The 15,406-nt window shown below is 35.6% G+C and carries 10 protein-coding genes; 8 read left to right on the top strand and 2 right to left on the bottom strand.

Annotated elements, in window-relative coordinates; genetic code table 11:
* The first annotated feature begins 118 nt into the window (after nucleotides 1–118).
* The 6 genes from proC (at nucleotide 119) to argH (ending at nucleotide 6,341) form a co-directional block, all read left to right on the top strand.
* Nucleotides 119–919, top strand: coding sequence for a pyrroline-5-carboxylate reductase (gene proC / locus BLT80_RS05290; RefSeq protein ID WP_092466517.1), 801 nt, complete (start codon nucleotides 119–121; stop codon nucleotides 917–919).
* Nucleotides 916–2,049, top strand: a complete 1,134-nt coding sequence (locus BLT80_RS05285) for an aspartate aminotransferase family protein (protein ID WP_092466516.1) — start codon at nucleotides 916–918, stop codon at nucleotides 2,047–2,049. Before proC ends, BLT80_RS05285 begins: the two co-directional genes overlap by 4 nt.
* Before the next feature lie 67 nt (nucleotides 2,050–2,116).
* Nucleotides 2,117–3,052 carry a Rossmann-fold NAD(P)-binding domain-containing protein gene (locus tag BLT80_RS05280; RefSeq protein ID WP_092466892.1) on the top strand — a complete coding sequence of 312 codons (936 nt, stop codon included), beginning with the start codon at nucleotides 2,117–2,119 and terminating at the stop codon, nucleotides 3,050–3,052.
* A gap of 85 nt (nucleotides 3,053–3,137) precedes the next feature.
* Nucleotides 3,138–3,914: an acetylglutamate kinase gene (gene argB / locus BLT80_RS05275; RefSeq protein WP_092466515.1), complete on the top strand. Its 777-nt coding sequence runs from the start codon at nucleotides 3,138–3,140 to the stop codon at nucleotides 3,912–3,914.
* Nucleotides 3,911–4,972 carry a M20 family metallo-hydrolase gene (locus BLT80_RS05270; RefSeq protein WP_092466514.1) on the top strand — a complete coding sequence of 354 codons (1,062 nt, stop codon included), beginning with the start codon at nucleotides 3,911–3,913 and terminating at the stop codon, nucleotides 4,970–4,972. Before argB ends, BLT80_RS05270 begins: the two co-directional genes overlap by 4 nt.
* Nucleotides 4,973–5,060: 88 nt before the next feature.
* Nucleotides 5,061–6,341 carry an argininosuccinate lyase gene (gene argH, locus BLT80_RS05265; RefSeq protein ID WP_092466513.1) on the top strand — a complete coding sequence of 427 codons (1,281 nt, stop codon included), beginning with the start codon at nucleotides 5,061–5,063 and terminating at the stop codon, nucleotides 6,339–6,341.
* A 188-nt stretch (nucleotides 6,342–6,529) separates the two neighbouring features.
* Here argH and BLT80_RS05260 read toward each other — a convergent pair whose 3' ends face one another.
* Entirely contained in the window at nucleotides 6,530–7,993 is a 1,464-nt protein-coding gene (locus BLT80_RS05260) for a glutamate synthase subunit beta (protein WP_092466512.1), read from the bottom strand.
* Nucleotides 7,994–8,084: 91 nt separating this feature from the next.
* Nucleotides 8,085–12,599, bottom strand: a complete 4,515-nt coding sequence (gene gltB, locus BLT80_RS05255; RefSeq protein ID WP_092466511.1) for a glutamate synthase large subunit — start codon at nucleotides 12,597–12,599, stop codon at nucleotides 8,085–8,087.
* Between the two features lie 441 nt (nucleotides 12,600–13,040).
* Between gltB and BLT80_RS05250 the strand changes: the two genes are divergently transcribed.
* Entirely contained in the window at nucleotides 13,041–14,075 is a 1,035-nt protein-coding gene (locus BLT80_RS05250; protein WP_092466510.1) for an outer membrane beta-barrel protein, read from the top strand.
* A gap of 30 nt (nucleotides 14,076–14,105) precedes the next feature.
* Entirely contained in the window at nucleotides 14,106–15,401 is a 1,296-nt protein-coding gene (locus tag BLT80_RS05245) for an ammonium transporter (protein ID WP_394331385.1), read from the top strand.
* Nucleotides 15,402–15,406: the final 5 nt, after the last annotated feature.

The raw sequence follows: 15,406 nt of genomic DNA, 5'->3' as shown, positions 1-15,406 counted from the left end.
GTCTCGATTAAAATAAAGTTTAACTTAAAGAGATAACCGCTTTCGCGGTTAATAAATATGAACCGAGCATTTTTTAATGCGAACACATTTTACCATTAAAAAAGAATAGAAAAGCAAAATGAAAATAGCAATCATAGGAACAGGCAATTTAGGAAAGTCCATCGCAAAGGGATTAATCACCAACAACGCCATTACCACACTATACTTAACCAAACGAAACTTGAGCGGTATTCAAGATTTAGATGGTTATAAGAATGTAACATTAACAACCGATAATATTGAAGCTGTTAAACAATCTGATATTTTAATCTTCGCCGTTCAACCAACACATTTTGAGACGATTCTGAACGACATTAAACCACATTTAACCGAAAAACACGTTTTAATTTCCACAATCACAGGATTTTTAATTCCAAAAATTGAAGCTATTGTCGGTACAGATCAATTTATTATCAGAGCTATGCCAAATACAGCCATTGCGGTTGGTAAATCCATGACTTGCATGTGTAGTAATGAAAACGGCAAAAAACGCATACCTATTGCTGAAGCTATTTTTAATAGATTAGGTCACACCTTGGCTATTCCAGAATCTCAAATGCAAGCCGCAACCGTGGTTTGCGCGAGTGGTATTGCATTTTGGATGCGATTAATAAGAGCGACAACACAGGCTGCTATTCAATTAGGTTTTGATGCTAAAGAAGCACAAGAATTAGCCATGTACACTAGTGAAGGAGCTGCCAATTTATTAATAACAAATGGGCATCATCCGGAAGAAGAAATAGACCGCGTTACCACACCAAAAGGCTGTACTATTGAAGGTTTAAACGAAATGGAGCACAAAGGATTAAGTTCGTCTTTAATTCAAGGTATGGTCGCTTCGTTCAATAAAATTAGTAACATTAAAAAAGAGCAGATATGAGTTTATTTAATGTATACCCATTATTCGACATCACTCCTGTAAGCGCCAAAGATATTTACGTTTATGATGATAAAAATGTTGAATACTTAGATCTTTATGGAGGCCATGCTGTGATTTCTATTGGACATTCACATCCAAAATATGTATCAGCTATTTCTAATCAGGTTGAAAAATTGGGTTTCTATAGTAATGCGATTCAAAATCCATTACAAGTTGAATTAGCTGATAAATTAGAAGCGCTTTCTGGCTGTAAAGATTACCAATTATTTTTGTGTAATTCCGGAGCAGAAGCCAATGAAAATGCTTTAAAACTAGCATCATTCCACAATGGCAAACAAAAAGTTTTAGCTTTTAAAAACTCGTTTCATGGCAGAACTTCTGCTGCAGTTGCCGCAACTGACAATCCTAAAATTGTTGCACCAATTAATGCGCAACAAAAAGTTGATTTTGTAGAATTAGGTGACTTAGACACGGTTGAAACCATTTTAAAACAAAACGAAACTTGCGCTGTCATCGTAGAATTTATCCAAGGTGTTGGTGGCTTGGACCAAAGTACAACGGAATTCTATCAAGGACTAGAACAACTTTGCAAACAATACAACACAGCATTTATTGCAGACGAAGTACAATCTGGATTTGGCAGAACTGGCGACTTTTTCGCATTTCAAAAACATAATATCACACCAGATATTATTTCTATTGCCAAAGGCATGGGAAATGGTTTTCCGGTTGGAGGGATTTTAATCCATCCTTCAATTGAAGCCTCTTTTGGTTTATTAGGCACCACCTTTGGTGGCAACCATTTGGCATGCGCTGCAACGCTTTCTGTTTTAGATGTTTTAGAAGACGAAAAGCTGATGCAAAATGCGAAGAACATTGCTGATTATTTTCAAGAAAAAGCAAAAGGATTACCAAACTTAAAATCAATCAAAGGTCGTGGTTTAATGATAGGATTAGAATTCGATTTCCCGATTGCAGAATTGAGAAAAAAGCTAATTTTCGATCATCATATTTTTACTGGAAGTGCTACAAATCCTAATTTGATAAGAATTCTTCCACCTTTAACGATTCAGAAAAAACACATTGATGTATTTTTTGAAGCCTTGGAAAATGAATTAAAAAAGAAATAAGGATTAATTTAAAAACCTTAGAATTAAAGTTTAATTAATGAGATTCCCACTTTCGTGGGAAATGAATATGAAAAATTACACCCAAATAAAAGATTTGCCCAACTTGTCACAAACCATAAAGGAAGCCATCTTATTGAAGATGAATCCTTTTGGATTTCAAGACTTAGGGAAACATAAAACTTTAGTCATGCTCTTTTTTAATTCGAGTTTAAGAACACGATTAAGCACTGAAAAAGCAGCAAAAAACCTAGGCATGGAAGTGATGATTTTAAACGTTAATGACGCTTGGAATATTGAATTTGAAGACGGCACAGTGATGAACGGTAATTCATCTGAACATATCAAAGAAGCCGCACAAGTTATTTCGCAATATGCAGATATTATTGCTGTGAGAGCATTTCCAACGCTACAAAACAAAGCGAAGGATGAATCCGAATATATCCTCAATAACTTTAAAAAATATGCGACTGTTCCGATTGTAAATATGGAAAGCGCTACAGCACATCCTTTACAAGCTTTGGCAGATGCCATTACAATTTCTGAATTAACCGAAAAAGCAAAGCCTAAAGTCGTGTTATCTTGGGCGCCACATCCCAAAGCATTACCACAAGCGGTTGCGAATTCGTTTGTAGAAATGATGCAAGATTTAGAAGTTGATTTCACAATAACGCATCCTGAAGGTTATGAATTAAGCGAAGCCATCACCAAAGACACGCCTATAAACCACAACCAAGTAGACGCTTTAAAAGATGCCGATTTTGTTTATGTCAAAAACTGGAGTAACTATAAAGACTACGGTAAAATCCTAAACCAAGATGAAAATTGGATGATAACGAAAGCCAAATTAGGTGATGCCAAATTTATGCATTGTTTACCTGTAAGACGAAATGTTGTGGTGGAAGATGCCGTTTTAGATAGTGAACAATCTGTGGTGATTAAACAAGCGAATAATAGAACGTATGCTGCGCAGATTGTTTTGAAACAGATTTTGGAGGATTTATAAAAGTAAACGAATGTCATTCTGAACATAGTGAAGAATCTCTTAGTTTAAGATTCTTCGCTTCTCTCAGAATGACAAAAACAACAAGATGAAAATACTAAAAGTCATAAAAATAGGAGGAAATATTATCGATAATGAAGACGCACTAGCAGCGTTCATTACAGATTTTGCAACTCTAAAAGGCCCTAAAATTTTAGTCCATGGAGGAGGGAAATTAGCTACTAAATTAGCGACTCAAATGAATATTCCTGTGCAAATGAATGAAGGCAGACGTATTACAGACGCGGATACTTTAGATATTATCACCATGGTTTATGCTGGAAAAATCAATAAGAATATCGTTGCGCAGTTGCAAGCCAACACCTGTAATGCTATTGGGTTTTCTGGTGCAGATGGTAACACCATTGTTTCAGATAAACGACCAACAAAACCCATTGATTACGGATTTGCTGGCGATGTAAAACAAGTGAACACTGAAACCTTAGAAATACTTTTAAAGAACAGTATTACACCTGTTTTTTGCGCTATTACACACGACAAAAACGGTCAATTATTAAACACAAATGCAGATACCATTGCTTCAGAATTAGCCATTGGCTTTGCTTCAATTTACAACACAGAGCTTTATTATTGTTTTGAAAAAAATGGCGTTTTAGAAGATGTAAACAATGACGATTCTGTAATTGAAAACATCAACACAGAAAGCTACAAAACATTAAAAGCAAACAAAATCATATTTGAAGGCATGATACCTAAATTAGATAATTGCTTTCATGCCATAAATCAAAACGTTCAAAAAGTTTGTATTGGAAAATCAGACATGCTTTTCAATACCAACAATAGACACACAACTATAACCCAATGATTGAAAAACTAACCACACAAGCCATTGCTTTATTAAAGCAACTTATAGAAACAGAATCATTTTCGTCAGAAGAAGACAACACAGCATTGCTTATAGAAGATTGGTTTAAATCACATAAAATTCCTTTTAAAAGAGATCATCATAACATATGGGCAACTAACAAATATTTTGATGATAGCAAACCAACTCTATTATTAAACTCGCATCACGATACCGTAAAACCTAATAATGGTTACACCAAAAACCCATTAAAAGCTATTGTTGAAGATGGTAAATTATACGGATTAGGCAGCAATGATGCTGGTGGTTGCTTAGTGTCTTTAATTGCAACCTTCACTTATTTTTACGACAAAAAAGACCTTAACTATAATTTAGTTATCGTCGCTTCTGCTGAAGAAGAAAGTAGTGGCCCAAACGGACTCAATAGCATGTTAAGCATCATTCCAAAAATTGATGTCGCCATTGTTGGCGAACCTACTTTAATGAATTTAGCTATTGCCGAAAAAGGTTTGGTCGTTTTTGATGCCAAAGTAAAAGGCACAGCTGGCCATGCCGCTCACCCAAATAAGGATAATTCAATTTACAATACTATTGAGGTTTTAAAATGGTTTAAAGATTATCAGTTTGCACGAAACTCACCTGTTTTAGGTGATGTAAAAATGACCGTAACTCAAATCAACGCAGGCAGACAACATAATGCCATTCCTGCTGAAGTTGATTTAGTCATTGATGTCCGTGTTAATGATAAATACAGTAATCAGGAAATAGCTGATATCTTAGCTAAAAAATCACCGTGCACTAGTATTGTGGCACGTAGCTTACGATTAAATTCATCCTCGATTCCCTTGAATCATGAATTAGTTGAAGCTGGTATTGAAATAGGAAGAGAAACTTATGGTTCACCAACCCTATCCGATCAAGCAGTTTTAACTTGTCCATCTTTAAAATTAGGACCAGGTGACAGTACACGTTCGCACACAGCAGATGAGTTTATTTATATCGCTGAAATTGAAGAAGGTGTAGATTTGTATATTAAATTGTTAGAGAAAGTATTATAAGACTGTCTGGTCGAGCGCAGTCGAGACCTATTTACATTAAAAACCTCTCGACTGCGCTCGAGGAGACAGCAATTAAAAAAATAGAACTATGAAATTGTGGGACAAAGGATTTTCAATAGATAAAAAAATAGAATTATTTACCGTCGGAAACGATAGAGAAATCGATATGCATATTGCAAAATATGATGTAGAAGCGTCGCGAGCGCATGCTGTGATGTTAGAATCTATCGGAATAATAACTTCGGAAGAGTTAGAACAATTGAAATCAGGATTAAAAGTTTTAGCGGAATCAATTGAAGATGGTACCTTTATAATTGAAGACTCGTTTGAAGATGTCCATTCTAAAATTGAACATGAGCTCACAAAAACCTTAGGCGACGTCGGAAAGAAAATCCACACGGCACGTTCTAGAAATGATCAAGTTTTAGTAGCCCTTCAACTCTACTATAAAGAGAATCTTGAAATTATAAATTCTAAAACAAAAACATTTTTTGATACGCTTTTAGGTTTAGCCGAAACTCATAAAACTCAGTTATTACCTGGCTACACACATTTGCAAGTCGCCATGCCATCATCTTTTGGCTTATGGTTTTCTGCTTATGCGGAATTGTTAATTGATGACGTTTACGTCTTAAATGCAGTATCGAAAATCGCAGACCAAAACCCATTAGGTTCAGCTGCTGGTTACGGAAGCTCTTTTCCAATAGACCGAGACATTACCACTAAAGAATTAGGTTTTTCAACCTTAAAATATAACGTGGTTGCTGCGCAATTAAGTCGAGGAAAAAGTGAACGTGCTATCGCTAGTGCTTTAGGCGGATTATGTAATACCATGGCACGTTTTGCTATGGATATTTGCTTGTATATGAGTCAGAATTTTGGCTTTGTGACATTTCCAGATGAATTAACCACAGGAAGTAGCATTATGCCACACAAAAAGAATCCTGATGTCTTTGAATTGATTCGAGGTAAGTGTAATAAAATTCAGGCCTTACATTCTGAAATGTTATTAATCACCAATAATTTACCAAGTGGTTACCACAGAGATTTTCAATTATTGAAAGAAAATATCATCAATGCTTTTGAAGATGTAAAAGATATTTTAGACATCTTTAATTATTCCATTCAACAAATCATCGTGAAGGATATTGACCTCACTGATGAGAAATACCAATACTTATTTACAGTAGATAGTATTAATAATTTAGTAGTTGAAGGCATGAGCTTTAGAGAAGCGTATCAGAAAATCGGAAGTCAAGTACAAGCAGGAACGTACAAGCCCGATTTAGGAAAAGAACACTCTCATATAGGAAGTATTCATAATTTGTGCTTGGATGATATCAAAGCCAAATATCCTAGCAAAGATTAATCCTAATAATACCAAATCCTGCAAGGTTTCAAAAACCTTGTAGGTCTAAAAATGAAAATAACACCTACAAGGCCCGCAAGATCTTGCAGTATAAAAAATAAAAAAAGCATCTGTAAAACAGATGCTTTTTAGATTCTACTCTAGTAAAAGACTACCCTAAAATTTATAGCAGCAGAAGTATTATTAAATTATAATCCTATTAAATCTCCTTCTTCATTTTTAGTTGCCAAATCCGATTTACCCATTAAGTAAATATCCACTTGACGAGCCGCTTCACGACCTTCAGAAATTGCCCAGACTATTAATGATTGTCCTCTTCGCATATCACCTGCAGTAAACACATTTGAAATATTGGTTTGATATTTCCCATAGGTTGCTTTATAGTTTGACCTTACATCTCTTTCCAAACCTAGTTGGTCTGCAATTGTAGATTCTGGCCCCGTAAAACCTAAAGCTAATAATGCTAAATCACAAGGCCATGTTTTTTCCGTACCCGCAATCTCTATTAATTTAGGACGTTCTCCTGGCACCATTTCCCATTCTACATTTACCGTTTTTATTGCTGTAAGTTTTCCTTTAGCATCCGTTATAAATTCTTTGGTGTTAATTAACCAATTACGCTCCACACCTTCTTTATGAGACGATGACGTTTTTAATTGTAATGGCCAATATGGCCATGGTGTTGCTGGCGAACGATGTCCTGGTGGTTTTGGCATAATTTCAAAATTAACTACCGATTTGGCTCCTTGACGATTGGATGTCCCAACACAATCAGAACCTGTATCTCCACCTCCAATAACAATAACATTTTTCTTAGTTGCTAAAACCTGATCCTTAATTTTCTGTCCGAAAACAACTTTAGTTTGTTGCGTTAAAAAATCCATAGCTTGTACTACACCATCAGCATCAATACCTGGGGTTGGCAAACTTCGTCTTTCTGTTGCGCCACCACAAAGTACAACAGCGTCAAACTTTTTTAAATCTTTTACATCATAATTCACACCAACGTTTACATTAGTTTTAAACACAATACCTTCAGCTTCCAAAATGGCTAAACGACGATCTATGATACCTTTTTCCATTTTAAAATTTGGAATACCGTAACGTAATAATCCTCCAATAGCATCATCGCGTTCAAACACGGTTACTAAATGTCCTGCTCTATTTAATTGTTGAGCAGCTGCTAAACCTGCAGGGCCAGAACCAACGATGGCAATTGTTTTTCCTGTTCTTGTTTTAGGTGGTTGCGGTTTAATCCACCCTTCTTTAAAAGCACGTTCGACAATATTTTTTTCAATATTTTCTATAGAAACCGGATCTTCAATAATACCTAACACACAAGCCTGTTCACAAGGAGCAGGACATAAACGACCTGTAAACTCCGGAAAGTTATTCGTTGAGTGTAATATCCAAGACGCTTTTTGCCATTCGCCTTGGTGTACCATATGATTAAAGTCTGGAATTAAATTACCCAGCGGACAACCACTATGGCAAAACGGAATTCCACAATCCATACAACGCGACCCTTGTTCTGTCATGTCTTTATCCTTTAAAGGCACCGTAAATTCATTATAATGCTTCACACGATCCTTTACTGGCTTGTAGGACTCATCTTTTCTTTCGAACTCTTTAAAACCTGTTACTTTTCCCATTTTATTCCGGCGAAAGCAGGAATTTCACCCTGACTTTCTAATTTTAATTCTACTGTAAATTTATTTTTTCTAAGACAATCTGATTATTGAATTATACTGTTTCTAATTCTTCAAACATTTGTTCTTCTGTCTCTAAACGCTTTAAAGCACGTTTGTATTCCGTAGGCATAACGCGAACAAAATTCTTCAAGCTTATTTCCCAATCTGCCAATAATCTTTCACCCAATTGACTATCTGTATATTGTACATGCTTTTCAATAATACCTTTTAAATCATTAGCGTCTTTCTTCAAGATTTTTTCAAATTCTATTGTTTCCGTATTACATAAGCCGTTTACAAATTTGTTTTCAGGATCATAAACATAGGCAATACCTCCACTCATGCCGGCTGCAAAATTTCGACCTGTTTTACCAAGAACAATGACTTTTCCACCCGTCATATATTCACAACAATGATCACCAACACCTTCTACAACTGCAATTGCTCCAGAGTTTCTGACTGCAAAACGTTCACCGGCAATTCCGTTAATATACGCTTGTCCTTCAACCGCACCGAATAAGCAAACATTACCAACTATGATATTATCTTCCGCTTTAAAACTTGCTTTGCTAGGCTTTTTAACTATTAACTTAGCACCAGACAAGCCTTTCCCTAAGTAATCATTTGTATTTCCTTCAAGTTTAAACGTTAATCCATGAGCACCAAAAGCACCAAAACTCTGACCTGCAGAACCTGTGAAATTGATATTCAACGTATCTTCTGGCAGACCTAAATGACCATATATTTTTGAAATTTCATTACTCACAATAGCTCCAACCGTTCTATTCGTATTCTTTATGGGATACGACAATGTCATTTGTTCTTTTCTATACAAAGCACGATGCGAATCTTTAAGAATCGTAAAATCTAAAACATTATCTAGATTGTGATCTTGCTTTTCAGTATTCTTAACTGTCATTTTACTGTAAGCTTCTGGTCGGTACAAAATTGAAGATAAATCTAAGCCTTTAGCTTTGTAATGTTTGATGGCTTTATTCGCATTTATTTTATGCGTTTGACCAATCATTTCTGACATAGATCGGAATCCTAATTCTGCCATAATATGTCGCAATTCTTCTGCTATATAATAGAAGAAATTAATCACATGTTCTGGTGTGCCCTTAAAGTTTTTACGCAACTCTTTATCTTGTGTTGCGATTCCGACAGGACACGTATTTAAATGACATTTTCGCATCATAATACATCCTGAAGCGACTAAAGGTGCTGTAGCAAAACCAAATTCTTCTGCACCTAATAATGCGGCAATCGCTACATCTCTACCTGTTTTTAATTGTCCGTCGCATTCAACTACAATTCTACTTCTTAAATTGTTCAGTACTAAAGTTTGTTGTGCTTCGGCTAAACCAAGTTCCCATGGTAAACCCGCATGTTTTAATGAGGTTAAAGGCGATGCTCCTGTTCCGCCATCGTAACCTGCAATTAAAACAACATCTGCTTTTGCTTTTGCAACACCAGCTGCGATAGTACCCACTCCAACTTCTGAAACAAGTTTTACGTTAATTCTAGCTTCACGATTTGCATTCTTTAAATCGTATATTAATTGTGCTAAATCTTCTATTGAATATATATCGTGATGTGGTGGTGGCGAAATTAAACCTACAAATGGTGTTGAGTTACGCGCTGCAGCAATCCATGGTAATACTTTTTCACCAGGTAACTGACCACCTTCTCCTGGTTTTGCACCCTGAGCCATTTTTATTTGAATCTCTTTCGCATTTGTTAAATAGTGAGAAGTAACACCGAAACGACCAGAAGCAACTTGCTTAATAGCTGAATTCCTACTATCTCCATTAACATCGGGCTGAAAACGTTTACGGTCTTCTCCTCCTTCACCTGAATTAGATTTTCCTCCAATTCTATTCATCGCAATGGCTAAATTTTCATGAGCTTCACGAGAAATAGACCCATAAGACATGGCCCCTGTTTTAAATCGTTTTACAATATCTGTCCAAGGTTCTACTTCTTCAATAGGAATGGGGTCAATATTATTAAATTCGAATAAGCCACGAATAGTCATTAAATTTTCAGACTGTTCATTAATTGTTTTTGCATAAACATCATAACTAGCCTGATCACTTAAACGAACTGCTTGTTGTAATTTTGCTACCGTTGTAGGGTTAAATAAATGCTTTTCTCCATTCCGTCTCCAACGGTAATCCCCTCCAATATTTAAGCCTAAACGTTTATCAACTTCTGTATTTGGATAGGCATATTTGTAGCGCTTATCAATTTCTTTTTCGATTTCATACAAGCCTATACCTTCAATTCGCGAAGCTGTATATGGAAAATATTTTTCAACAAATTGTGAGTTGAAACCAACGATTTCGAATATCTGAGAACCTCTGTAAGAATGTAATGTAGAGATTCCTATTTTGTTCATCACTTTTAAAATACCTTTTCCAATAGCTTTGTTGAAGTTATCTACTGCTTTTTGCTCATCCATTCCCGTAATGAAGCCTTCTTTTACTTGCGCTCTGATGATTTCATTTACCATATAAGGATTTACAGCACTTGCACCATATCCAAATAAAGTCGCAAAATGATGTGGCTCACGTGGTTCTGCTGATTCAATAATAATATCAAAATACGAACGCTTACGTAAACGATTCATTTGATGATTTACATAAGAACACGCTAATAAAGACGGAATTGGCGCCATAGCTTTACTTACTCCTCTATCAGATAGAATGATAATATTTGTTTTTCTTAATAATGCTTTTTCAATTTGAACAATAATAGTATCTAAAGCATCCTCCAATCCATTAAGACCTTTATCTTTTTGGTACAACATTTCTATGGTTTCAGCTTTAAAGCCTTCCACATTAATATGTCGGATTTTATCTAAATCATCATTTGAGATTACAGGATTCTGAATTTTTAATTTTCGACATTGGCGTTCTGTAATGCTGAAAATATTTCTATCCTTACCTAATGACAAGCTAATATCGGTTACAATTTCTTCTCTAATTCCATCTAAAGGTGGATTGGTAACCTGAGCAAATAATTGCTTAAAATAGTTAGAAATGATCTGTGGTTTGTTTGATAAAACGGCTAAAGGTGTGTCAGTTCCCATAGAACCTAAAGCTTCCTTAGAGTTTATAGCCATTGGTGTAATAACTTCTTGAATATCTTCGAACGTATAATTAAATAAACGCTGTCTTGTTTTGATATCTAAAGTTTCAATTGGACATGTTTCTCCTGTATAAGGAATATCTTTTAAATGTAATCTCGTTTTATCTAACCATTCTTGATATGGTCTTTCTTTAACAATCTTACTTTTTATTTCTTCGTCATTGATTATTCGACCTTGGTTCATATCTACCAAGAACATTTTTCCTGGCTCTAAACGGCCATGACTTTCTACATCTTCTGGTGCAATATCAACAACTCCAATTTCTGAAGACATGATTAATTTACCACTTTTTGTAACTGTATATCTCGATGGTCTTAAACCATTTCTATCTAATAGTGCTCCAATATAATTTCCATCTGTAAATGGCACAGAAGCGGGTCCATCCCAAGGCTCCATAATACAAGCATTATAATCGTAAAATGCTTTTCGTTCTGGAGACATTGTTGCATGTTTTTCCCATGCTTCCGGAATCATCATCATCATCACTTCGGGCAATGACCTTCCTGTGTGTGTTAACAATTCTACCACCATATCCATAGACGCAGAATCTGATTTTCCTGGCAGAATGATTGGAAATAATTTATCTATTTGTGGACCGAAGACTTCACTTTTCATAATTTCTTCTCGAACACGCATTCGACTCACATTACCACGCAATGTATTGATTTCACCATTTTGACACATAAATCGAAATGGTTGTGCCAATTCCCATGTCGGCATCGTATTCGTAGAAAAACGCTGATGCACTAATGCTAAACGTGTGACTAAATCATCTTCTTGTAAATCTTTATAATACGGCCCAATATCTTCGGGCATAATAATACCTTTATATATCAATGTATTCATTGACAAACTAGACACGTAGAAATAAGCGCTTTGAGACATTTTAGATTTACGAACCGTATGTTCTGTTATCTTACGTGCTGCATATAGTTTTGCTTTAAAATCAGCTTCAGAAACCTCATTAGATTTCCCAACAAAAAGCTGTTCTATATTTGGTTCTGATGCCAATGCTATTTCTCCAAGTTGCGTAGAATCTACAGGAACTTCTCTCCAACCTATAACAGTAAGTCCTTGTGCGATGATTTCTTTCTCGAACGTATCCTTACAAAATTTATATTGATTTCTGTTTTTTGGCAAGAACACCATCCCTACAGCATACTTACCTTTTACAGGTACTTTAAAACCACAAACGCGTTTAAAATAAGCATGTGGAATATCGATTAATAAACCTGCTCCATCTCCTGTTTTTCCATCAGCACTTACACCTCCACGATGCTCTAATTTTACTAGGATTTCTAAGGCGTCATGTATAATTTGATTTGTCTTTTCCCCTTTTAGATTACAGATAAATCCTGCACCACAATTTTCGTGTTCAAACTCTGGTGAATATAGCCCTTGCTTCTTAAACATATTTTCAAAAAATTTAAAGGTTTTTACACCTTATTACTCCTCTAATATATATGCATAAAGTTAATAATGAAAATAGTTGAAACACTTTTCTCATATCGATAGTTAAGTGCATTCTAAATGAAAATATTGCAATAATAACTACAAATTCTAATAATTAGCTAATGAAAATTATTCAACAAAAAACCTCATTTATTGCTAAAACGTTTTCGAAAATAATAAAAGATTAAAAATAACTCACAAAACAAGCCTTTTAACCTCAATTTAATCAAAACGAAATTATTGATATATCAAAAAAATCAATCTATTTTATTATCACCCCAAAAATTATAGGGTATAAAACTTTATATTCATAAAAATTACATTTTATACCCGTTTTTTTATAGGGCATAAATAAAGATTATATAGATTTGAAGCGAACTAACTATATTAAATATTTTTATTATGAAGAAAATTTTCACATTAACGTTACTATTAATGTCAATAGTTTTAACTGCACAGGACTCTACTGAAGCTGAAGCTGAAAAAAAATTCACATTATCTGGAAGTGTAGATGCTTATTACCAAACTTATATATCTGCACCTGATGACGTTGGAGCGTCTTTCGGTACTGCTTTTGCAGATCAAACAGGTTTTGCTTTTGGAATGGGTAACATCATTGCTAGCTACGAAAGTGGTAAAGTGGGTGCTGTTCTTGATTTAGTTACAGGACCAAGAGGTGCTAGCGCAACTTTTAATAGTGATATTGTTGATGGTATTGTAAATCAAGCTTACGTATACTGGAATGTTTCAGAAACGACCACTTTAACAATGGGACGTTTTAATACATTTTTAGGGTACGAAGTTATAGCTCCAGCAGCAAACTTTAACTACAGTACATCTTACTTATTCTCTAGTGGCCCTTTTTCACACATGGGCTTAAAAGCAGATTTTGCTTTATCTGATGATTTTAGTTTAATGTTAGCGGTTATGAACCCTTGGGATACTAACAATACTTCTACTACAGGTGAATATTCATTTGGAGCTCAATTAGGATATTCTGGTCAATACTTAAATCTTTACTATGATAGTGGCAACAATGGCGGATTAGGTTTTGAAGTTGATTATACAGGTGGTTTTGATGTATCTGATGAATTTTTCTTAGGAATCAACGCTGCATACAATGACAATGACGGAAGTGGTTTTTACGGAGCTGCATTATATCCACAATATGCTACATCTGATGATTTTAGCATTGGATTAAGAGGTGAGTACTTTGCATTACATGGCGATGAAGATAGCGTAGATTATCCTAGCGTAATAGGATTAACGTTAACAGGTAGTTATACTGTTGATAGTAACTTAATCATTAAACCAGAGTTTAGGTTAGATTCTTTAACCGATGCAGATGGAGGTATTTACGGTAATGTTGTAGACAATGATGGCTTAGCAGCCAGTAGCTTAAGCGCATTTACTTTAGCTGCAATCTACACATTCTAAACCACAACACTAACTAACACATTTATTATGATATATAATTTTTTAACAATACTCCCAACTCTAGCAGCAGTACAAGATGCTGCTGAACCTACCGAAGTCGAAGCCGCCGTTGCCGCAATAAATGGAGACATGGGAATGCTTTGGATGCTGATTTCTGCCATTCTAGTATTCTTTATGCAAGCTGGATTTACGCTAGTTGAAACTGGAATGACCAGATCCAAGAATGCCGCCAATATCGCAATGAAAAATTTACTAGACATTTGTGTGGGCTCATTAACCTATTGGTTTGTTGGTTATTCTTTAATGTACGGTGACACATCTAACGGATGGTTTTTCTGGAGTGGCTTAATGCAAGGTGAAGGAGCTGATTTATTATTCCAAACTATGTTTGCTGCTACAGCCGCAACTATTGTATCTGGAGCTATTGCAGGTAGAACAAAATACTCTACTTACGCTATATTTTCAATCGTAATGACCGCGTTAATCTACCCTATTGCTGGTGGATGGCAATGGCAAGGATCTGGTTGGTTAACCGAACTCGGATTCATTGACTTTGCAGGATCTTCAATTGTACACTCTGTTGGTGGATGGGCTGCTTTAGTTGCTGCTTACATGGTAGGACCAAGAATAGGAAAATATATTGATGGAAAAGTAATGCCAATTCCAGGACACAACCAAGTACTAGCAACTTTAGGTGTTTTTATCTTATGGTTAGGATGGTTCGGTTTTAATGGAGGTTCTCAACTAGCTTGGGGAGGTGACGATTCTATCGCAGCTTCTAATGTTATTTTAATAACAAACTTAGCAGCAGCTGCCGGTGGTTTAGGCGCATTAATAACGACATGGATCTGGTACGGAAAACCAAATCTACCACAAACTTTAAACGGAGCATTAGCCGGCCTAGTAAGTATTACTGCTGGTTGCGGAAACATGTCTACATTAGGCGCCCTTTTAGCCGGTTTAATTGGAGGTATTATCGTTGTATTCTCTATAGAATTTATTGAGAAAAAACTTAAAATTGATGATGCTATTGGTGCTGCCTCTGTTCACGGTGTTGCCGGAGTTTGGGGAACAATCGTTATTGGCCTTTGGGGAATTGACGGTGAAACTGGAATAGGCCTATTTAATGGAGGTGGATTTACGCAATTAGGCGCTCAGGCAACTGGTGTTTTAGCTTACGCTGCTTGGTCTATTGGACTGTCATTCATTATTCTAAAAATATTAAAATCTACAATGGGTCTTCGTGTTAGTGAAGAAGAGGAACTAGTTGGACTTGACCTTTCAGAACACGGTGAAATTGCCTACCCAGGAAAAAGAGAACGCTAATTAAC

The sequence above is a fragment of the Winogradskyella thalassocola genome (assembly GCF_900099995.1).
GTDB lineage: Bacteria > Bacteroidota > Bacteroidia > Flavobacteriales > Flavobacteriaceae > Winogradskyella > Winogradskyella thalassocola.
This window is presented reverse-complemented; position numbering and strand designations above follow the sequence as displayed.

Bases quoted from the DNA above. Each gene is read 5' to 3' on its own strand.
- proC (WP_092466517.1), top strand. From the start codon at position 119: ATGAAAATAGCAATCATAGGAACAGGCAATTTAGGAAAGTCCATCGCA.
- BLT80_RS05285 (WP_092466516.1), top strand. From the start codon at position 916: ATGAGTTTATTTAATGTATACCCATTATTCGACATCACTCCTGTAAGC.
- BLT80_RS05280 (WP_092466892.1), top strand. From the start codon at position 2,117: ATGAAAAATTACACCCAAATAAAAGATTTGCCCAACTTGTCACAAACC.
- argB (WP_092466515.1), top strand. From the start codon at position 3,138: ATGAAAATACTAAAAGTCATAAAAATAGGAGGAAATATTATCGATAAT.
- BLT80_RS05270 (WP_092466514.1), top strand. From the start codon at position 3,911: ATGATTGAAAAACTAACCACACAAGCCATTGCTTTATTAAAGCAACTT.
- argH (WP_092466513.1), top strand. From the start codon at position 5,061: ATGAAATTGTGGGACAAAGGATTTTCAATAGATAAAAAAATAGAATTA.
- BLT80_RS05260 (WP_092466512.1), bottom strand. From the start codon at position 7,993: ATGGGAAAAGTAACAGGTTTTAAAGAGTTCGAAAGAAAAGATGAGTCC.
- gltB (WP_092466511.1), bottom strand. From the start codon at position 12,599: ATGTTTAAGAAGCAAGGGCTATATTCACCAGAGTTTGAACACGAAAAT.
- BLT80_RS05250 (WP_092466510.1), top strand. From the start codon at position 13,041: ATGAAGAAAATTTTCACATTAACGTTACTATTAATGTCAATAGTTTTA.